At 38.7% G+C, this 19814-nt stretch carries 21 protein-coding genes and 2 pseudogenes; 17 read left to right on the forward strand and 6 right to left on the reverse strand.

Features of this window, described 5'->3' with window-relative positions; all coding sequences use genetic code 11:
• Positions 1-100 precede the first annotated feature (100 nt).
• From ABIE66_RS13480 to ABIE66_RS13495, 4 genes are all read left to right on the forward strand, one after another.
• Positions 101-751 carry a GntR family transcriptional regulator gene (locus ABIE66_RS13480; RefSeq protein WP_370015061.1) on the forward strand — a complete coding sequence of 217 codons (651 nt, stop codon included), beginning with the start codon at positions 101-103 and terminating at the stop codon, positions 749-751.
• Positions 752-867: 116 nt separating this feature from the next.
• On the forward strand, positions 868-1656 hold the full coding sequence (locus ABIE66_RS13485; protein WP_370015063.1) for an SDR family NAD(P)-dependent oxidoreductase: 789 nt from the start codon (positions 868-870) through the stop codon (positions 1654-1656).
• Between the two features lie 33 nt (positions 1657-1689).
• Positions 1690-2442, forward strand: a complete 753-nt coding sequence (locus ABIE66_RS13490; protein WP_289316447.1) for an SDR family NAD(P)-dependent oxidoreductase — start codon at positions 1690-1692, stop codon at positions 2440-2442.
• A 51-nt stretch (positions 2443-2493) separates the two neighbouring features.
• A complete protein-coding gene (locus ABIE66_RS13495) occupies positions 2494-3279 on the forward strand; it encodes a glucose 1-dehydrogenase (RefSeq protein WP_370015064.1) in 786 nt (261 codons plus the stop codon).
• A 249-nt stretch (positions 3280-3528) separates the two neighbouring features.
• Here the strand turns inward: ABIE66_RS13495 and ABIE66_RS13500 are convergent, their stop codons facing one another.
• The gene (locus tag ABIE66_RS13500) at positions 3529-3684 is read right to left on the reverse strand and encodes a DUF4021 domain-containing protein (RefSeq protein WP_289325084.1); all 156 of its coding nucleotides are present in this window, start codon (positions 3682-3684) and stop codon (positions 3529-3531) included.
• A 220-nt stretch (positions 3685-3904) separates the two neighbouring features.
• Between ABIE66_RS13500 and ABIE66_RS13505 the strand changes: the two genes are divergently transcribed.
• Positions 3905-4552, forward strand: a complete 648-nt coding sequence (locus ABIE66_RS13505) for a lysozyme family protein (protein ID WP_370015065.1) — start codon at positions 3905-3907, stop codon at positions 4550-4552.
• A gap of 89 nt (positions 4553-4641) precedes the next feature.
• Here ABIE66_RS13505 and ABIE66_RS13510 read toward each other — a convergent pair whose 3' ends face one another.
• From ABIE66_RS13510 to ABIE66_RS13525, 4 genes are all read right to left on the reverse strand, one after another.
• Positions 4642-5193: a ribonuclease FAU-1 family protein gene (locus tag ABIE66_RS13510; RefSeq protein ID WP_289325086.1), complete on the reverse strand. Its 552-nt coding sequence runs from the start codon at positions 5191-5193 to the stop codon at positions 4642-4644.
• A 221-nt stretch (positions 5194-5414) separates the two neighbouring features.
• A complete protein-coding gene (locus ABIE66_RS13515; protein WP_370015066.1) occupies positions 5415-5915 on the reverse strand; it encodes a VOC family protein in 501 nt (166 codons plus the stop codon).
• Between the two features lie 306 nt (positions 5916-6221).
• A complete protein-coding gene (locus ABIE66_RS13520; RefSeq protein ID WP_370015067.1) occupies positions 6222-6635 on the reverse strand; it encodes a VOC family protein in 414 nt (137 codons plus the stop codon).
• Positions 6636-6701: 66 nt separating this feature from the next.
• The gene (locus tag ABIE66_RS13525; protein ID WP_370015068.1) at positions 6702-7169 is read right to left on the reverse strand and encodes a DinB family protein; all 468 of its coding nucleotides are present in this window, start codon (positions 7167-7169) and stop codon (positions 6702-6704) included.
• 152 nt (positions 7170-7321) lie between these two features.
• On the opposite strand from ABIE66_RS13525, the gene ABIE66_RS13530 reads away from it, so the two are divergent.
• Together ABIE66_RS13530 and ABIE66_RS13535 are read left to right on the forward strand one after the other, a co-directional pair.
• Entirely contained in the window at positions 7322-7813 is a 492-nt protein-coding gene (locus tag ABIE66_RS13530) for a hypothetical protein (protein ID WP_370015069.1), read from the forward strand.
• A gap of 210 nt (positions 7814-8023) precedes the next feature.
• A complete protein-coding gene (locus ABIE66_RS13535; protein WP_063233829.1) occupies positions 8024-8404 on the forward strand; it encodes a VOC family protein in 381 nt (126 codons plus the stop codon).
• A 100-nt stretch (positions 8405-8504) separates the two neighbouring features.
• Here ABIE66_RS13535 and ABIE66_RS13540 read toward each other — a convergent pair whose 3' ends face one another.
• Positions 8505-8825 (reverse strand): 2Fe-2S iron-sulfur cluster-binding protein, encoded by a 321-nt coding sequence (locus tag ABIE66_RS13540; RefSeq protein WP_289325090.1) that lies wholly within the window; start codon positions 8823-8825, stop codon positions 8505-8507.
• Between the two features lie 261 nt (positions 8826-9086).
• Between ABIE66_RS13540 and cdaS the strand changes: the two genes are divergently transcribed.
• The 10 genes and pseudogenes from cdaS (at position 9087) to ABIE66_RS13590 (ending at position 19692) form a co-directional block, all read left to right on the forward strand.
• Entirely contained in the window at positions 9087-9713 is a 627-nt protein-coding gene (gene cdaS, locus ABIE66_RS13545) for a sporulation-specific diadenylate cyclase CdaS (RefSeq protein ID WP_370015071.1), read from the forward strand.
• A gap of 254 nt (positions 9714-9967) precedes the next feature.
• Positions 9968-10714, forward strand: a complete 747-nt coding sequence (gene map / locus ABIE66_RS13550) for a type I methionyl aminopeptidase (RefSeq protein WP_289316415.1) — start codon at positions 9968-9970, stop codon at positions 10712-10714.
• A 246-nt stretch (positions 10715-10960) separates the two neighbouring features.
• Positions 10961-11713, forward strand: a complete 753-nt coding sequence (locus ABIE66_RS13555) for a PadR family transcriptional regulator (RefSeq protein WP_289325091.1) — start codon at positions 10961-10963, stop codon at positions 11711-11713.
• A gap of 118 nt (positions 11714-11831) precedes the next feature.
• Positions 11832-13079, forward strand: coding sequence for a GTPase (locus tag ABIE66_RS13560; protein ID WP_370015072.1), 1248 nt, complete (start codon positions 11832-11834; stop codon positions 13077-13079).
• A gap of 116 nt (positions 13080-13195) precedes the next feature.
• Positions 13196-14338 carry an acyl-CoA dehydrogenase family protein gene (locus ABIE66_RS13565; RefSeq protein WP_370015074.1) on the forward strand — a complete coding sequence of 381 codons (1143 nt, stop codon included), beginning with the start codon at positions 13196-13198 and terminating at the stop codon, positions 14336-14338.
• Positions 14339-14577: 239 nt separating this feature from the next.
• Positions 14578-15840, forward strand: a complete 1263-nt coding sequence (locus ABIE66_RS13570; protein ID WP_370015075.1) for an ATP-binding protein — start codon at positions 14578-14580, stop codon at positions 15838-15840.
• Positions 15841-15948: 108 nt separating this feature from the next.
• Entirely contained in the window at positions 15949-17937 is a 1989-nt protein-coding gene (locus ABIE66_RS13575) for an acetoacetate--CoA ligase (protein ID WP_370015076.1), read from the forward strand.
• A 208-nt stretch (positions 17938-18145) separates the two neighbouring features.
• Positions 18146-18658, forward strand: a pseudogene (locus ABIE66_RS13580) (TetR/AcrR family transcriptional regulator); the annotation flags it as partial.
• Positions 18659-18768: 110 nt separating this feature from the next.
• Complete coding sequence (locus ABIE66_RS13585; protein ID WP_289325097.1) at positions 18769-19092, forward strand: putative quinol monooxygenase; 324 nt, start codon at positions 18769-18771, stop codon at positions 19090-19092.
• Between the two features lie 58 nt (positions 19093-19150).
• Positions 19151-19692: pseudogene (locus ABIE66_RS13590) on the forward strand (NADPH-dependent FMN reductase).
• The last annotated feature ends 122 nt before the right edge of the window (positions 19693-19814 follow it).

Raw genomic sequence — 19814 nt, forward strand, 5'->3', positions numbered from 1 at the left:
ATTACGGGTGCTGTAAATTTATAAGGAAGATAATTCCTATCAATATGATATACTAAAATGACTAAAATTAATTATTATAGAAGTATAGGAGTGCTGAAAGATGTTTGGAAATACTTCCAATTTGACAGATGGCATTTATTTTGGAGAATCGCTGCCACAACAAATCGCTAAACACATTTTAAAAAAAATCATTGAAGGGGAAATAGAAGCTGGAGAGAAAATCATCGAAGAAGACATTTCCAAAGAATTGAATACGAGCCGTGCACCAGTTCGCGAAGCACTTTATCTATTGCAGGTTGACGGGATTGTTGAGAGAATACCGAGGCGGGGAACAATCGTCAAGCCATTTTCACAAAAGGAAATCATTGAATATAATGATGTTACGATTGGGCTGATCCAAATGGGGATTGAATTTTCCCAAGGGAATTGGCACGAAGAAAATAAGCAATCATTAAGAAAGCATTTGGAAAGTGCAACCGATGTGTGTGAAAAAAGTAATGTAATCGAGTATCAAAAAAGGGCTACACAGATATTTCGATATATTTTTTCAATCGCTAAAAACAAAGCTTTATCAAGATTTTTTGAAGAGGCCAGTCATATTCTCATGGTTTTTGCCCAAAGTCAATGGAGTATTGAAACAATGGAAAATTTCCATTTTAGTTTAAAAATGTCCATTGAGGCCATTCTCGAAGACGATGTCATTAAAGCAAAAAGTGAAATTCATGAAGCCTTGAATCGTGGAGTGATGTAGAGTCTTTGACGACTCTAAAGTTAAATTGTCGACAATCGACAAAAATAGTGTTATGATGTAACCGTATTCAATAAAGAATATCATCACGAAGATCAAAGGGAGAAAGGGAGAATACTATGCAAACATTTGATTTTATAGAAAAAGTAGCAATCGTTACCGGCGGCGGCGGGGGTATCGGCCGGGCAGCGTCTATTACACTTTCAGAAAATGGAGCCAAAGTGGTTGTTGTAGACCTTTCCGAAGAGGCTGGCATGCTAACGGTAAATAAAATCAAAGAAAAAGGCGGCGAAGCGAAATTCGTTAAAGCCGATGTTACAAAGGAAGACGATATAAAAAATTATGTTCAAAAAACGATAGATTTCTATGGGAAAATCGATATTTTCCTGAATAATGCAGGGTGGGAAGGCAAAATAATGCCGCTTATCGACTATCCTGCTGAGGTTTTCGATCAATTAATGTCAATAAATGTACGCGGCGTTTTCTTGGGCTTGAAACATGTATTGCCCCATATGATCGAACAAAAAAGCGGGGCGGTCGTGAATACTGCTTCTGGAGCTGGTTTACTGGCAACGCCAAACATGGTGGCATATGGCGCAAGTAAACATGCGGTTCTTGGAATGACGAAAACAGCTGGTGTCGAAGTTGCTCCCCATGGTGTCCGGGTGAATGCCGTTTGCCCAGGTGTGGTCAATACCGCTATGATGCGTTCGATTGAAAGCGGATTTGGTCAAGGTGATTCCGCGGCAGCTGAAAAGGCTAGAAAACAGCTGGAAGCAACAACTCCGGATGGCCGTTATGCCGAACCGCAGGAAATTGCAAATCTAATGATGTACTTAGTATCCGATCTTTCCAGCCACATTACGGGTCAAGAACTTGTAATCGACGGCGGGGCCATTTTAATCTGATAAGCAAAAACTTTATTATTGGGGGACGAATAGATGAGTTTAAAAGGAAAGGTCATAATAATTACAGGAGCAGGCAGCGGAATTGGAAAGGAAACGGCATATAAATTAGCTGAACAGGGAGCTATTGTCGTAGCGGCTGATTACAATGATGTTGCGGCTAAGGAAACTGCGGAGATCATTCAACAAAAGGGAGGCACGGCATCTTTTGTGAAAGTGGATGTAGCTAAAGCGGAAGAAGTAGAAGCGATGGTCGAAGCTGCAATCGCCAATCATGGCACCATCAATGGCATTTTCAACAACGCTGGAATTGGACTAGTAAAACCATTTTTGGAGATGGATCCAGAGTCATACCACAGAGTCGTGGATGTTGACCAACACGGCGTTTATTATGGCATGTATTATGCAGCAAGGAAAATGGTGGAGCTTGGTGTAACAGGCGCCACGATCGTTAATACAGCCTCAATATATGGGACGATGGTTTCTATTGGCAGCTTTAATTACCATGCTGCAAAAGCTGCAGTCATCGCCATGACAAAATCTGGAGCAATTGAACTTGCGCAATATGGGATTCGTGTTGTCGGTGTGGCACCAGGTTTTATCGAAACACCGATCATTGGTGACGATCAAGAGTTCCTGGACAGCTTGGCACAACTCCATATGAGGAAAAAATTGATTCAGCCAGAAAAAGTTGCAGAAGTAGTAACCTTCTTGTTCTCTGAAAAAGCGGATGCCATTAATGGACAAGTCATTCCGGTTGATGATGGATTCCTAAGCTTTAAGGGGTAATCAGTATAATCAAATAGATTTTCGATAACTTAAAAAAGGGAGTTTTGACATATGAGCAATCGATTCGATGGCAAAGTTGTAATCATTACTGGGGCAGGATCAGGCTTAGGACAAGCGGCCGCATTGGAAATGGCTAAAGAAGGGGCTAAACTTTCATTAATTGATTTAAACGATGCATCTTTGGAAGTGACAAAAAAATTAATCTTAGAAATTGCACCAAAATCCGACGTGCTTCTGATTACTGCAGATGTATCGGATGAAGAAGCAGTAAAGAACTATGTAGACCAAACAGTCAGCAAATATGGTAGAGTCGATGGATTCTATAATAATGCGGGTATCGAAGGTAAACAGGCCCCAATGGCTGAGTACGATAGCAAAGTTTTCAACAAAGTAACGGACATCAATATCAATGGTGTATTCTATGGTATGAAATACATTCTGCCAATCATGAAAGAACAAGGATCAGGGGCAGTGGTGAACGTGGCCTCCGTAGGTGGAATTCGTGCTGTGCTTAACCAAAGTGCGTACGTTGCAAGTAAACATGCTGTAGCAGGCTTAACAAAAACAGCTGCCATAGAATATGGTCAATATGGACTCAGCATAAATGCCATTGCACCAGGAGTAATCTTAACGGCGATGGTAGAAGGTTCATTCAGGCAAATAGGCGGAGAGAATTGGGAGGAAGCAATGGCGGATTTCGTCAGTGTTAATCCTAAGAAACGCTTCGGTAAACCTGAAGAAGTCGGCCGTTTAGTCGCGTTCCTATTATCAGGGGAATCAGAGTTCATCAACGGGGTAGTCATTCCGATTGATGGCGGACAATCTTCACAATACTAATTAAGCAAAGGGAGTGACTGTATTAGGTCACTCCCTTTTTAATGGTATCCTTAATAGTTAGTGACCAAACGGATTCAAATTTGGAAAAAACGAAGACTTTCTGGGTTTTCGATTTATTGCACATTCAAAAATCTGTTCATATGAAACAAAATACGACCCTTTAGAATAGATTCAATAAGCTCCTAACAGATGAACACATAAAAAAAAACGCCATATAAGGCGCTTAACATATATTAAAGAAACCAATCTTTACTTTTCTTTATCGTGAAGCTTATCTTCATATTCTGTTTCCAACATACCATACAGACCATTCATTTCTTGTTCATCAGGATCTGCCCCAAACTCTTTTCTATATTTTTTCTTTTTATCATCATGGATTTCTTCTTTTTCATTCTCCTTGTCCATACATATCACCTCCAACCAATAGGGTGTCTCATTATCCGAATAAATATACGTGAGTGAGCTTAGGTGCATTAGGGTTTGACACTAAGGTCAGAAATTGAAGATTGATTACTAATTTCATTAAGCTCAGTTTATTGAACTATTAATTGGTATTCTAAATAGTTATTACTCTTACTATTTGTTAAGATATAAATATATAACTTAGAGATAACGGAGAGAGAATTTGAAGAAGAAACGTAAGAAATCAAAGAATTTTTTTGTGATTTTTATCCTGATTTTCGTATTTTTGCTCATAAAGGAAATCATGCAAACCCCCTATTCCGAAAATGTTTCCACATCAGTAAATACGCTTGATTCTTTTGCGAACGTGAAAAGGTATAGTTCACTTCTAAGTGAGGAGTTGGCTAAGTACGGACTTGAGGAGCATACTTCGACATTGATTGCTTTGATGCAGCAGGAAAGCCGAGGACGGGGCGGTGACCCAATGCAGGCATCTGAGTCAGCGGGGCTTGATCCAAATACAATCACAGATCCAACGGAGAGCATTAAGTATGGGGTAAAACATTTTAAGAGAATCAATGAATATGGCAATGAAAAGGGCGTGGATTTTGCCACGATCATTCAAGCATATAACATGGGAATTGGTTATATTGATTTCGTTGCGAATGAAGGGGGCAAGCATAATGAAGAGCTTGCGAAGAGGTTCTCCATGCTTCAGGTAGAAAAAAACCCCACGCTCTATGATTGCGGCGGAGACAAAGAGAATTTCCGATATCCATATTGCTACGGTGACTACTCATACAGTGCGAAGGTATCCAAGAACATTGAGGATCTTTCCGACAGTCTATCGGCTCAAGCAGATGGTGAGTGAGGGAGAACAAAAAGCCTACTTCAGTAAGTAGGCTTTTTGTTTATGGTAATGGTTTTCGTGTGGTGAAATTCAAAGAATCGAAACCAATGTCATCTCTTGTTCAACCATGGAAGAAGGTCTTTATGTTTATAGAGTTTCCCGGATTCTGAAATGGTTTGTGTTAGAAGACTATCAATGGAATTAAGTAAAGAGTTTAGGGTTTGTTTAACAGAACCGTTCTCAAATTGGTCTAATGGCACAGGTAACTCATCTTCGTCCAAAATAAAGTAATCCCCATTAGGAAGAACCAAAATATCAATGATCAAATCTTCAAAGGATACCAATCTATCCGTCATATATGTATTTTTTACAATATTGAAATAGGAACCTAGATAATTCCCTTCATTATCCCTCCAAATGTAGAGATTATAAGGGCGATCCTTCCAATAATAAGCAATCGTATAACTGCCTATCGGAATGGTTAATTTTATAGTACCTGCTTTCATCGTGAACGAATCCATGATTTCATGAAAAAGCACGACATGTTGATTTTGTGCTTTTAACAGCATACAGATGTGATCAACAACTATGGAGTCGTAGCGGATTTTTCTTTCTATTATTTCATCGCCACGTTGAAGTGCCAGTGTAAATATATTGTCCATCGTTTCTATTTCTCCCTTAAAAACTATGCCATTATACTTAAGAAGATTTTACTTTTCTAATAGGGGTATCGCCAGAAAAATGCGGATTTTAAATTTTAGGAAATTCAAATATCAAAACCTACTTTCACACCTGCAATACCGAGAAACTAGGCTTTAGTCGCTTCAAAATCGTACACTTTTCTGGAATAAACACAACTTGCTAGATAGTAGTTTCTTGGATCCTATCCTATATACGCCTGCTTTAAAGTTTTAATGTCAATTTTCTTCATTTGGAGCAGCGCTTTCATAACTCTTTCCGATATTTCAGGATTGGAGTCGTTGACCATCTCGGATAGATTCGCAGGGACAATTTGCCATGACACACCAAATCGATCTTTCAGCCAACCGCACACTTGTGCCTTTTTGTCTCCGCCTTCGGAAAGTTTTTCCCAATAATAATCCACCTCTTCTTGATCATCGCAATTGATGATAAATGATATTGCCTCGGTGAATTTGTATTGCGGACCGCCATTTAATGCTACGAATGTTTGTCCTTCAAGTTCAAATTCCACGGTCATCACTGATCCCTCTAGCATCCCGTGGATTTGATTTCCTTCATTTCCATAGCGGGTGATTCTTCCAATCTTAGAATTTTCGAAGATGGAAGTGTAGAACTTCGCCGCCTCTTCAGCTTGTCTATCAAACCACAAGTTGGTTGTGATTTTTTGAATTTTATTTTTCATGATTTTTTCTCCTTTATTGTCTTCATGTTTAGCCGGTTTTCGATACATATTATCAGGGAAATGCGAATTTATTCGATAAGATTAAATATCTTGAAGGTACCCCATTACTATACACCATTTATCATGACCCAAAAAAATCATGTTAGGGTTAGGGTGAAGTCAACAGCCGTTTTGTGTATTCATTTTTCCCTATCATTTAACTATTTCCCTATGCTAGTTACAATATCTTTGCCTCCTGGTGATGGAAATACAAAAGGATATAGAAACTTTTCACCATTGAAAAGTCCTATATCCAAATTTCATTTCTCAGCCCTCGAAGTTGAATTGCCATTTGATTCCGAATTTATCGGTTAACTGACCGTAAATTCTACTCCAGAATGTTTCTTGGAGCTCTAGACCAATCGTGCCGCCTTCACTTAGTTTGTTAAAGATCGATTTAATTTCATCCAAATCATTACCGACATATGCCAGGCTGATATTGTTTCCTTCAACAAAAGGCATACCAGGAAAAGTATCTGAAAACATGATATTGCTTCCATTAATATTTAGCCTTGTATGCATGACTAAATCTTTCGCTTCTTCTGGAAGAGTAAATTCCGGATTAGGCGGTGTTTCCCCAAAGGTCATGATATTTGGTTGTTCCGTTCCAAAAACCTCTGCGTAAAACTCTACAGCTTCTCGACAATTTCCATTAAAATTAAGATATGCATCAACTGACATTTATCTCACTCCTATTTTTTTATTTCTTTTTCGTTGCTACAAGTTTAATGACATTATGTTTCATTATTACCTGACGAAAAATTCCGGTGGTTCAATACCGAGCGTTCTAAGATAGATATAACCCTGTCCCCTATGATGGATCTCGTTTTCCAAGGCATATTGAAGTCTATCAAAGTGGCTTTGTGAGGGACCGAAAAAGGGATCCTTTTCCACCACTCCAAGTGTTTCCTCGGTCATTTCCTCCCACAGTTTCCTAGTATCATCCCTTATTGCTTCGCATGCTGATAACAGTGCCTCTTTTGTAGTAATTTCAGCAAACGAATCTGGATACTCCCATTTACCAAGTGCAATTCCACGAATATATCCAGTCTCAATGTTCATGATTTCTTTAACCATCTCTGCGAAAGGGCGAAGCTTCCCGGCCGGTGTATAGTGAAATAATTCCTCTTCAGGAAAGGCTTCCACCACCCGCAACGTCAATCTCCTGTTGCCTTCCAATATATTTAACAAACCCTCTTTTGATAGAACCACCATTTCACTCTCCTTTAGAAATGCTCTGTATAGAAGTTCTGGGAAAAATCGAAAAGTCCTGCAAAATTCTGTATATAAAGATTGCATAGCCTTTCTTAACTATCGGGGGAGACTTATAATTAACACTTAGATAATTAATAAAGGGGAAATGACATATGTTCGGTTCCTTAAATAGAACAAAATTAATAAAAAATGATTTAAAAGGCATTGCGAAATTAATGTATCAGGATGTGTCAGAAGATACTTGGGATCAAGAGAACCTAACAAAGAGAAATTTAGATTTCACCATTGAAAGCATTCGCTATATAGATGCTTATACGGAAAGATTAAGTACTACTCAAATGGGTAGTGAACTTTTAAAGTTTCATTTTGATAATTTTGTGAAAAGGATAGGTGCCTATATCGGTGAAGTTATAAGAAGGCATATAAATCAAGATTATAAATGGTATGAATATGATTCTGTACATTATTTTTCTTCTACACTTGATGGGGTGCATAGGGGCATTAAATCAGAGACGGTTCTTTATTCCAAAAAGAGAGATAGAGTTATAGTACCATTAACTGTGGTAGCGCAATTTCTGGACGGGAATTCGACACATACAGATTTCTTGGAATATGTAGAAGAAATAATAAAGCAAAATTCGTAAGAGATATCTGCTTTTTTTAAGCAATAGTCCAGATTCAAAAAATGTTGATTTATTTGACTACCCAAAATACGGGAAATTGAATTTTGGTAAATATTGATTAAATCTTGCATTTATAATACGATTTAATCAGTTATATATTTCCAACCTACATCATGCTTATACGTAAATGATATCTTTAATAACGGAACCAGCAGAAAGGGAGAGAAGCAAATGATTAATAAAGTCGGTCAAATTATGTTATATGTAAATAACCAAGACGAGTCATTGAAATTTTGGACGGAAAAATTCGGTTTTAGCGTAATTTCTGAAGAAGATAACGGCCAAGGACTAAGATGGATTGAAATAGCCCCAACAAAGGAAGCACAAACGAGCATCATCCTGCATAATAAGGAATTCATTGCTAAAATGCAGCCTGAATTAAATCTTAATACACCTTCGTTAATGTTTTACTCGGATAATCTTGATGAATTATATAAAGACTTTTCGGAGAAGAATATCAAAGTGGGAGAACTTGTAAATATGCCATCTGGAAGAGTCTTCAATTTTGCTGATAATGAAGATAATTACTTTGCGGTCATGGAAAAGAAGTAACTCTTTTGGCTAAAGATTAAAAAAACATCAAAACGACTAGAAAAACTATTTTTAGTCGTTTTGATGTTTTTTGATTAAACTACGGCACTTATGAAACTATTTAGTCAGCAGGCCTTGGCCCAGCAGGAATTCCAGAGTTTTCTACCGTCTTGATCGGCCGAATGGTTATGTCTCCATTCACGTAAATTTGACAAGATAAACGCAAATGATCTTCCATTCCTTTTTCTTCAAAGCTCTTTTTTTCTTTATGTGTGTCCTCCAAAAAATCACCTGCCAATATTTCAACTCTGCAAGTTGTGCATTTAGCCTTCCCTCCGCATCGGTGGAGAATATTTATTCCGTTGTCTTCCAATGCCAATACTAACTTTTTTCCCATTTCAACTTCAAACGTTCCTTGATCAAATACTGATACATAAGGCATCTAATACCACCTCTTATTATAGGATATCTTTCAACAGGTCATTAACATATCTATTCTCTTACCTTGTCCATATGACATAAAAAAATGTGAAGTCATAGTAAAGATGAATAATTAATTATCGAGAAGACAAACTTTAAGTACATTCAAAATAATAAATTTAACAAGGCATAAATAGAGCTAGGGAAAATAAGAATGGTCTTTTAGAGGCCCATTGAGATTTATTGAAAAAAAGAAAGTGAAATAATAAAAGGAGGGAGGTGCATGCCTGTGAATAATGGCAATTGTGATTTTTCACCAATGAAACAAATGTTAAAAGAGGATTTACGTCAAGTAATATCGGCATTACAGGATAACCTAGACGCAATGGGTGACGAAAGTTATTGTCTTCTTGGAAATTTCGAGAAAATAAAGGATAAATTCATATACATCGATATGAAAGCAGCAACGTTTTATTTGAACTGTTATTTGTCACCGTTTACGGACAAATATCCCGAATTATCAATTTGCGTACAAAATTTGTCGAGTTTGAGACATGGCGGGTTGATTGTGATTCAACGGGGAGATCCTCTTGATTCATTGATTCAACCCGGTATTTCAATAGGAGCGGAGTTAACCCATTCTTTATTGGAATCAATTTTTTTTCCTGGAAATCCGCTACATGATGGTGCCGTTTTGGTTAGTCAAAATCAGATTGTTTCCGCAGCAAATGTCCTCCCGCTTTCAGACAGATCAACAGGGGGAAAAAAACTTGGAACACGCCACCGCTCAGCATTAGGTTTATCTGAACGAAGTGATGCCCTTGTATTGGTAGTATCAGAGGAAACAGGAAGAGTTTCATTTGCGTTAAATGGGAATCTGTACCCAATTAATGCACATGGGCCGATATAGAATTTTTGAGAATTAAGTCCCAGGGTGATTATAATGTTCTAGGTAATTCACTCCTGTAATATTCATTTGTGTAAAAACGTAAACGCTAGCCTCCATTGTTAGCACTTTCGTAATTCAAATGCATATTTTTCTCAGTATTACAGGTAACCCGGTGAATTTTTACCGGGTTTTTGGTTGCTTTTTATATAAAAAAAGGCATATGATAACTAAGGAGATTAAATCAGAAAAGATATAAAACGAAAGAGGATTTTTAAATGATAACTATTAAAAGTGAACGAGAAATACATTTGATGCATGAAGCTGGCAAACTTCTTGCTGCGACGCATAGAGAAATCGCTAAAATGATAAAACCGGGCATCACGACTTGGGAAATCGAAGAGTTTGTCGATAAATACTTGGCAGAGCACGGTGCTACACCTGAACAAAAGGGTTATAACGGCTACAAATATGCAACGTGCGCATCGGTGAATGATGTAATTTGCCACGGCTTCCCGCAAAAGAAAGCCCTGAAAGAGGGAGACATCGTAACGATTGATATGGTGGTGAACCTAAACGGCGGTTTGGCGGATTCAGCTTGGACATATGCAGTCGGTGAAGTTTCAGATGAAGCTCAGCGTTTAATGGATGTAACTAAGAATGCTCTATATAGAGGCATCGAAGTTGCACGTGCAGGCAATCGTCTTGGGGACATTGGTCATGCAATCCAGTCATATGCAGAAGGTGAAAAGTTTTCAGTTGTCCGCGATTTTACAGGACATGGAATCGGAAAAACCATGCACGAAGACCCGACCGTTTTACATTATGGTAAACCAGGTAAAGGTGCCCGTCTTAAAGAAGGTATGGTCATCACGATTGAGCCTATGTTGAATGCAGGAACATGGCATATGAAAATGGACCAAGACGGATGGACGGCGAGAACGGCAGATGGAAAGATTTCTGCCCAATATGAACATACTCTCGTTATTACAAAAGAAAATCCAATCATTTTAACGGAACAATAAACAAAAAGAAGAAATGGCCTAATCGCGGACCGTTTCTTCTTTTTTTGTTTTAAACTATTTTACAATAAACCTCGACAGAATATTCTGAACCCCCTCATCCCCCAATAGATTAAATACGAAAAATCAGTACTAAGTACTTAGGTAATAAAAACTTTACTATTATGTGGCAGCACAGGATAATAAGGGATAAGGAAGAAATATTTAATTGATGAGTTTTATAAAAAGGATATAAAGGGGGGGTTGACAGTGAAGAAAGGGGAAAAACTGTCTACAACGGTTGAATCGGTTGGGTTGAGCCAGCGGGAATTTTTAACGATTTTCTTACTGCATTCTTTGAAATTAAAAGCGAATTATCCAAGGGCGATCCATCAGGACCTAAAAAATACGTTTACTGGAAAAGTACATAGCTATGACTATTTATGTAAAATATCCAATATGCTTGTCGAATCCAACCATTTATCATTATATACGAATAAAGGAAGAAATTATTATCAGATAACTGAAAAAGGAAAAGAGCTTTACATATGGTACCAAGAGAATTTCCTGGAACGGTTTTCCGAAGTGAAGAAGGTCATTGATCGGTTCATGTTCGATTTAAGGGGATCTGGTGAAAACCCCCCGGTTTTTAATGAACTTCCTGAAGAATACAGGTCGTATTTCTCAAAAATAATATCTGTGAAGGACCTTGTCCGTTATGTTACTTTAAAAACCGCTTTCACTAAGAAGCCTATTTACATGGGTGAAATTGGCGACCTGCTTAAAAATCAGTTCGGTTGGATCGCGTCTAACGGCTATTTATACGATTTATCTCATGAAATGGAAGAGAACGGGCTTCTTGTCGGCAGATGGGAAAGTGAAAAGCGAACAAAACGATATTTACGAATCACCGATGAAGGACAGCATCATTATAAACAGATTGCGGATTCGGCCGCTTTTCAAGTACAGGAAATTCAAAAATACATGGCAAGTGTCGTTATGTTCTTAAAAGAAAAAACTTAAATAAATTATTAGAAATGGAGCCCCTTAAGTTTGTAAGGAGATTCGAGTTACATGCTTAAATTGAATCGTTAAAGGGTAAATGTTACTTAAAACACTTCTTAACAAGGGGGAATGCGTGATGGTGGAAAGACACGATGAAATGGGAAGCATATTCAGTTTCATTAAAGGCCAGGTAGATAAGCTGCCCATTTCACAATCGAAAAAGAACAAAATGCTCGACCAGCTATTGAAGCTCAAAACGATGACGGTTGATGCAAGGGAACCGCGAATTGCTCTTGTCGGAAGGCGCGGGTCTGGAAAATCATCACTGATCAACGCGATGTTTGGTCAGGAAAAGCAATATGTCAGTTCCGTTAAATCTGGAACGGGTAAGGGAAAATGGCTTTGGTACCCAAGTGATGCTGAGCCCAAAATTCGTTTGCTTGACTCCCGCGGGTTGGGTGAGAGTGAAACTCCCACGGAAGAATTTGAAGAAGAAACACCAATGGATGAATTGATAAAAGCGGTAACCGAAGAACAGCCTGATGTGTTTCTTTTCTTGATTAAAGCTAAAGAAACGGATTCACGGGTTGAAGAGGATTTGAAAGAGTTGAACAAGCTGCGCAAGATCGTTAAAGAGAATCACCATTATGATGTACCCGTCATCTGTGTGGTCACCCAGGTGGATGAGTTAGATCCTCCACATTATAAACAAGCACCTTTTGATGCCAATCCAAAGAAAAAACAAAATATTGATGAAGCGATTGCTTTGATGGCTAAGCGATTTAACGAAAGTGAAATCCCACTATTGAACATCATTCCGATTTGTTCGTATATTGATTTCGATGAAAGCGGAAATATTGAATATGATATGCGTTGGAACATCGATTTGCTTTCTGATTACTTGATCGAGGCATTACCCAGTGAAGCGAAGCTGAAGACGGCCAAAGCCATGCAAAGCCAAATCGTTAAGAAGAAATTCGCGAGGACGATCGTGGGAACATTTACCGCAATTGCCGGTTTAATCGGTGCAGAGCCAATACCTTTTGCCGATTTTCCCATTTTGACCGGCATTCAAGGGTTGATGATTGTAGTGATTGGTTTTATCGCGGATAAGGACATCAATACAAAAACGGCAGGTGAATTCATAACAGCATTAGGCATCAATGTTGGAATCGGTCTCCTTGTCAGGGAGGGTGTCAGGGCTGCAGTTCGTTTCATACCAGGGGCTGGTCTAGCCGTTTCCGGTGCGGTAGCGGGTGCTGTCACGTATGGAATCGGGCAAGCCGCGATAGCTTACTTTATCGAAAACAAAGATATTGATCAGGCGAAGAAAGCTTATAAGAATGCTAACAAAGAATATAAAAATGAAGACCTTGACTCTTAAATGGCAGATTCAAACCATAAACTACACTAAGGTGATAAGATAAAGTGGTGTTCGCAGTTGCTGTTTCTGCTGCTGGATGGTTCAGGAATTTGTTTATTATAGGAGGAATGATCTTCATGTCGTTTTTTCAGTCACAGGAGCAAAAAGAATATATACAAAAATTAGAGGAAGCGATTCAGTCCTTTTCCGCCCGATCTGAAGTTCTTGATGATACAAAGGGTTTTCCTTTTGAAAACATTCAGGAGTTAAAGGAATTCGGATATCCAAAATTGACCTTAGCCAAAGAAGATGGGGGAAATGGCGGTTCCTTATATGATTTTCTCCTATGCCAAGAAAAAATAGCTCAGTATTGTGGTCCAACAGCTTTAGGAATAGGCTGGCATGTCGGAACGGTCCTATCTTTAACCGAGAAAAGACCCTGGGAAAAAGGGGCCATGAATGAATTGTTTTCTGAAGTGTCGAAAGGCGCCCTCATCAACACGGCAGCATCTGAGGCTGGAACAGGAAGCCCGACGCGTGGCGGCCGTCCGGAAACGATCGCTATCAAAAAGGGTGAACAATGGAATTTGAATGGAAGAAAGACTTTTACTACACTCTCACCCGTCCTTGATATTTTTCTTGTAACGGCATGGGTACCCGAGGATGAGTGTTTAGGCACATTTTTAGTCCATCGTGATGTAATCGGTGTAAGTATAGAAGAAACTTGGGATATGATTTCCATGCAGGGAACAGGAAGTCATGATTTGGTGTTAAATGACGTCAGCCTGCCTAAAAAGCATTTAGTCATGAAAAGCAATCCTGGTGGAAACAGGAAACCCGAAGCGTGGCTCTTACATATACCGGCTTGCTACTTGGGAATTGCAGTGGCTGCCAGAAATTATGCAGTTGAATTTGCGAAAACCTATTCTCCCAATAGCTTACCAGGACCAATCAGGGATCTTCCGAATGTTCAACGGACAATTGGGGAGATGGAACTGGAATTGAGCGAGGCACACCATTTTCTCTACTCTGTCGCAGAAAAATGGGAGCAGCACCCTGAAGATCATGATGAACTATCGAAACAATTGGGTGCTGTTAAGTTATCGGTCGTCAATAAATCGATTTCGATTGTCGATAAAGCGATGAGAGTCGTCGGAGCCAAAAGTTTACAACGGACAAATCCCCTGCAACGATATTATAGGGATGTACGCGCAGGACTTCATAATCCTCCGATGGATGATGCGACAATCACCATGCTAGCAAAATCAGCTCTTTATTAAGTGCGTATTCGGAAATTATTTGATGGCACTGAAATGACCTCGTCGTTTCAGTGCTTTTTCCTGTTCATTCTCTCCCCCCTATTCATCCGTTTTCATTGTTGGTACCTCTATGCTTTTGCTGCCTCATTTTAATTCCAACAATATAATTTTACTAGCTAATCATTCTCTATCTTGTTATGATTTATATACCTGTCTAAATCTTCGAAAAATATCGAAAGTTCGGTGTAAAAATGAATCTTATGACAAAAGATTTACTGATTAACTTTTTAATTATCCTTTTTCCGATCTTTTTATTGCAAATGAGCTATCTAGTAAAGTACGTATACCGTTTAGATGCATTAAAAGGATCGTTCTTATCCATTTTCCCTATTCTCTCACTTGTTCTATGCATGCTATTCCCCGTTGTCACAGAAAAGGATTTTGTTTGGGATCTTCGATGGATTCCATTTCTATTAGGCGGTTTATATGGAGGGTACCGGTTAGGAATCATATTAATTGCCATCACTCTACTTATTCGCTATTTAACAGGGGGGGAAAATGGATTTTATATATCATGCATCACTTTTCCGCTAATTGGTGTTTCCCTGTTTTTTATATCGAAATACTATCTAAAAATGTCAGTCAGTAAAAAAATCTTCATCGGTATTTCATTAATCTTTATTGTTCACAGTCTCACACAGTTTATTTCAACAGAAGTATTTGAACTTACTATAGGCATAAGTATATGGAAACAATACTTCACGATCCAAGTCATAGGAATTGTTGTTGTAATATTACTATGGGAGGTCATTCTCACTAATTTTCAGGTTCTCGAAAAATTAGTGAAAGCGGAAAAATTGCAAATCGTTAGTCATCTGGCTGCAAGCATCTCTCATGAAGTCAGAAATCCCCTTACAGTTACTAGGGGATATATTCAAATGTTAAGCGAAGACGTTTCTCCCAATACAAAGGTTAAGTATGCAAATATTGCGTTGAAGGAATTAGATCGGGCTACGGATGTCATAAATGATTATTTGACGTTTGCTGCCATAAGCCCTGAAAATAAAGAGCGATTAAGGGTATCCGAGGAAATTCAGCATGTCGTGAACAGTATAAATCCCTTGGCAAACGATAATGGAATCGAATTGAAATTATCCCTATTCGAAGATGAAGCTTATTATATCATGGGGGAAAGGAAGAAATTCCAACAGTGCTTGTTCAATATCTTAAAGAATGGCATAGAATCGATGCAAGATGATGGCGAAATATACATACATTTAATTCATGATGCCCCCACCATCCAAATTAAGATTCAAGATCAAGGAAGTGGAATGACACAGGAACAAATATACCGTTTAGGTGAACCATACTTTACGACAAAAAATAAAGGAACGGGATTAGGCATGATGGTTTCATATAGCGTTATAAAAAGTATGGATGGAACGATACATGTGTCAAGTGTACAAGGGAAAGGTACATGCTTCTCTATTAACCTGCCCATTCATAGAAACGAGCCAATTTGAATTTAGTGTAAATTGACGGTTTTATTCTCATACATTACAATTTAAGTTAACTACCAATTATTATGAAATGATTTAATGATGAATTCGATACCTAAGGGAGATGATTAAATGAAATCGCTTACAGATGGACAAATCATTTGGGAACCTACAAACGAACAAATCGAGCAAACGGTATTGACTCAATATATGAAATGGTTAAACGAAAAGAAAGGTTTATCATTTCAAGATTATCATGAATTATGGAAATGGTCGGTTGATGAACTGGAGGATTTTTGGGCTTCGGTTTGGGATTATTGTGATGTAAAAGCTGACAGGAAATATGACAGGGTTTTAGCGGAGCATTCAATGCCAGGGGCGAAATGGTTCGAAGGGGCAAGGCTTAATTATGCTGAAAATGCATTATTGAATGATCAAGAAGAGAAAACGGCTATCTTTTTTCGTTCCGAACATATCAGGCAGCAAGAGGTAAGCTGGAAAGAGCTGAAAGAAAAAGTAGCTTCTGTTGCCCATTCGTTAAGGGGACTTGGTGTGAAATCCGGTGATCGTGTTGTAGCTTATATGCCAAATATCCCTGAAGCGGTCATAGCTTTCTTGGCGACAGTAAGTATAGGTGCCATCTGGTCCAGCTGTTCACCTGACTTTGGGGCAAGAAGCGTCATTGATCGTTTCAAACAGATTGAACCGGTTGTATTACTTGCGGTTGATGGGTACCAGTACAATGGAAAAGCATATGATAAAACATCCGTTGTTGCACAGCTTAAACAGGAATTGGTTACTGTCAAGCATACTGTAATGGTTCCTTACATAGAAAAGAAGATTTTGGAAGAGAATCTGGCAGATACGATTCCATGGGATGATCTAGTAAAAGAAAAAGCCGAATTAACTTTTGAAAGTGTTCCGTTTGATCATCCGCTTTGGATTCTCTATTCATCAGGTACAACCGGAATGCCAAAACCGATTGTACAAGGCCATGGCGGAATATTATTGGAGCATTTTAAATCAACAAGAATGCATCAAGGCATGACTTCCGAGGATACGGTATTCTGGTTTACGACGACAGGGTGGATGATGTGGAATCTTCTAATGGGTGGTTTGCTTAATGAAGGGACGATCGTTCTTTATGACGGCAGTCCTTCTTTCCCGGATATGGATGCCCTTTGGCAATTGGCTGAAGATACAGGCATGACTTTCTTTGGAACAAGTGCACCATTCCTTACGAATTCCATGAAGTTAGGAATCAAGCCAATGGGAAAATATGATTTATCGAAATTGAAGGCCCTTTTTTCCACTGGAGCACCTTTGTCGGGTGACGGGTACAAATGGGTGTATGAGAATGTCAAGAAGGATATCTGGCTTAGTTCATCCAGTGGCGGAACCGATGTTTGTGCCGGATTTGTAGGTGGCGTTCCTACATTACCTGTAAGAATCGGGGAGATACAAGGAAGGGCATTAGGTGTTCGTGCAGAGGCCTTTGATGAACAAGGCCGAACATTGATTAATGAAGTCGGTGAATTGGTCATTACCAAACCCATGCCGTCCATGCCGCTTTATTTCTGGAATGATCAAGACGGGACAAGATACTACGAGAGTTATTTCGATACGTATCCCGGCATTTGGAAACATGGTGATTGGATAAAAATCGACGACAAGGGCAGTTGTATCATTTATGGTCGTTCCGACTCGACCATCAACCGTTCTGGTGTACGGATGGGAACCAGCGATATCTACCGGGTCGTCGAAGCGATCGACGAGGTTATGGAAAGCCTTGTCATTGATAGGGAAGTGCTTGGCCGCGGTTCTTCCTTGCTCCTGTTCGTTGTCCTTAAGCCCGGTAATAGCCTGGATGCAGCATTGACAGCAAAAATCAAGGAACAAATCAGAGGACATGTGTCCCCTCGCTTTATTCCTGACCAAATCCATGTCGTTGAACAAATACCTAAAACTTTGAACGGAAAGAAAATGGAAGTCCCGATACGTAAAGTGTTGTTAGGTTTCGAGTTTGATAAAGTCGTGAATCCAGACTCCATGGGAAATCCTGATTCGCTTCAGTTCTTTAAAGAATTAGCCATTGAGTTGAATGAGAAAAAAATATTCTAGCAAACAGGCGGAGCAAAAAAAGCTCCGTCTTTTTTTCTTCTTAAAAGAATTCTGCCGGTAAAACCAAGATTGCACGTTCAAACATTTTTTAATAAATAACCCTGATTTCTACGATAAGGAAAGGAACGGGAAAATATAAAGAGGGATCACTTCCTCATTTATCTTCAATATGTGCATAACAAGATGAATTACTTCATCCAGCACCTATGGTGTTACTACTCTGGAAATCGCTGGTGCGGCAGGTTTAAGTGAAAAGACACTGTTTCGTCGCTTCGGAAGTAAGCAAAATCTTTTAGAAACGGCATTTGACCGATATCACTATGCCGAAGAAATGACAAAACTTTTTAATGAAAGGCAAAACGTTTGGGATTTACATTCAGACTTACAACTGATAAGTCGAACATATCATGAAATCATGAATCGTAACCGGAAAATGATTATGATAAGTATCAAGGAAGAAGGCAATTTACCTGGATTTCGAGAAAGAACACAAAAGCATCCTCGGAAGTTACTGGAAATTTTGACAAACTATTTTAACACGATGTATGAAAAAGGAAAACTTATTCACACAGATTCAGAGCTGCAAGCGTGGTCGTTCATGATGATGAATTTTGGTGCCTTTATGAACAACCTGGATGCCGATGAGAACTATCCGACCGTGTCCCTTGAGGCATTTATAATGGAAAGTGTGCAAACATTCACTAGGGCATTAACTCCCTAGTTTTTCCTGAAATATCATGACAGTTAGTACTGACACCCAATAATGAAAAAGAAAGTGCAGATTTATTATGCATTGAGAAAAATAAATTTAAATGACAGGAGATTATGTATATGAATTCAAGTAAATCAATAGTATGGATTAATGTATTTACAGCTAAACCTGGCAAACTAGATGAATTAGTTGCGATACAGTCTGAAGAACTTCTCAATTTTAAGAGGGGATCTCAAGGTGTTCCTGGTTGGATTAATAGTCGTTGGCATCGTTCTGTTGATAAAAATAAGGCTATTATGATAACTACCTTTGAAAGTGTTGATCATCATAAAAATTGGTTAGAAAAAAGTGAATTTACTGAACACCTTAACAAGATAAAACATCTCATTGAAGATGCAGAAGGTGGGTACTACACATTAGTGGAAGTCATTGAAAACATGTAGATCAATTAAAATTATAACTTCTTTATTTTAAACAAACCTTAACGAGGAGGAAAAACCATTGGGGAAATTAAACATTGGAATTATCTTAGGAAGCACACGTCAAGGACGCGTAAGTCCACAAGTAGGAAATTGGGTAAAAGAAATAGCTGATAAACGCGGAGATGCAAATTATGAAATCATAGATATTGCAGACTTTAAATTGCCTTTTTTGGGTGAAGGCACTGGTAAGAACTGGGGTTAACTGCTTGGGCAGAAAAACTTTCCAGCTTAGATGGATTTGTTTTTATCGTACAGGAATACAATCACAGTATTACAGGAGCATTAAAAAATGCGCTTGATTCCGCACGCGATGAATGGAACAACAAGGCGGCGGGCATTGTGAGCTATGGTTCAACAGGCGGAGCTCGTGCAGCTGAACATTTGCGTGGCATCTTAGGTGAATTACTTGTTGCGGACGTTCGAGTAAATCCAACATTTTCACTATTTACAGACTTTGAAAACTACAAGACATTTAAACCAGCTGATTTACACCTTGGTAATGTCCACGCTATGTTAGATCAAACGATCGCATGGAGCAGTGCATTAAAAAAATTACGTTAAGCTGGATTGATACTGTCCAGAACCTCAACTCCCCTTGTTTTTTAACCACAAAAATGTCAAATAATATCCGCGAAATGCAGGTTCTATCCCATAATGAGATAGTATATTTTTTGAAAAACGAG

The sequence above is a fragment of the Peribacillus sp. B2I2 genome, assembly GCF_041261685.1.
Classification (GTDB): domain Bacteria; phylum Bacillota; class Bacilli; order Bacillales; family DSM-1321; genus Peribacillus.

Coding starts and splice junctions, on each gene's coding strand:
- ABIE66_RS13485 (WP_370015063.1), top strand. CDS start 868: ATGCAAACATTTGATTTTATAGAAAAAGTAGCAATCGTTACCGGCGGC.
- ABIE66_RS13560 (WP_370015072.1), top strand. CDS start 11,832: ATGGTGGAAAGACACGATGAAATGGGAAGCATATTCAGTTTCATTAAA.
- ABIE66_RS13520 (WP_370015067.1), bottom strand. CDS start 6,635: ATGTCAGTTGATGCATATCTTAATTTTAATGGAAATTGTCGAGAAGCT.
- ABIE66_RS13515 (WP_370015066.1), bottom strand. CDS start 5,915: ATGAAAAATAAAATTCAAAAAATCACAACCAACTTGTGGTTTGATAGA.
- ABIE66_RS13565 (WP_370015074.1), top strand. CDS start 13,196: ATGTCGTTTTTTCAGTCACAGGAGCAAAAAGAATATATACAAAAATTA.
- ABIE66_RS13570 (WP_370015075.1), top strand. CDS start 14,578: ATGACAAAAGATTTACTGATTAACTTTTTAATTATCCTTTTTCCGATC.
- ABIE66_RS13530 (WP_370015069.1), top strand. CDS start 7,322: ATGTTCGGTTCCTTAAATAGAACAAAATTAATAAAAAATGATTTAAAA.
- ABIE66_RS13575 (WP_370015076.1), top strand. CDS start 15,949: ATGAAATCGCTTACAGATGGACAAATCATTTGGGAACCTACAAACGAA.
- ABIE66_RS13510 (WP_289325086.1), bottom strand. CDS start 5,193: ATGGACAATATATTTACACTGGCACTTCAACGTGGCGATGAAATAATA.
- cdaS (WP_370015071.1), top strand. CDS start 9,087: ATGCCTGTGAATAATGGCAATTGTGATTTTTCACCAATGAAACAAATG.
- ABIE66_RS13525 (WP_370015068.1), bottom strand. CDS start 7,169: ATGGTGGTTCTATCAAAAGAGGGTTTGTTAAATATATTGGAAGGCAAC.
- ABIE66_RS13495 (WP_370015064.1), top strand. CDS start 2,494: ATGAGCAATCGATTCGATGGCAAAGTTGTAATCATTACTGGGGCAGGA.
- ABIE66_RS13480 (WP_370015061.1), top strand. CDS start 101: ATGTTTGGAAATACTTCCAATTTGACAGATGGCATTTATTTTGGAGAA.
- ABIE66_RS13535 (WP_063233829.1), top strand. CDS start 8,024: ATGATTAATAAAGTCGGTCAAATTATGTTATATGTAAATAACCAAGAC.
- ABIE66_RS13500 (WP_289325084.1), bottom strand. CDS start 3,684: ATGGACAAGGAGAATGAAAAAGAAGAAATCCATGATGATAAAAAGAAA.
- map (WP_289316415.1), top strand. CDS start 9,968: ATGATAACTATTAAAAGTGAACGAGAAATACATTTGATGCATGAAGCT.
- ABIE66_RS13540 (WP_289325090.1), bottom strand. CDS start 8,825: ATGCCTTATGTATCAGTATTTGATCAAGGAACGTTTGAAGTTGAAATG.
- ABIE66_RS13585 (WP_289325097.1), top strand. CDS start 18,769: ATGAATTCAAGTAAATCAATAGTATGGATTAATGTATTTACAGCTAAA.
- ABIE66_RS13490 (WP_289316447.1), top strand. CDS start 1,690: ATGAGTTTAAAAGGAAAGGTCATAATAATTACAGGAGCAGGCAGCGGA.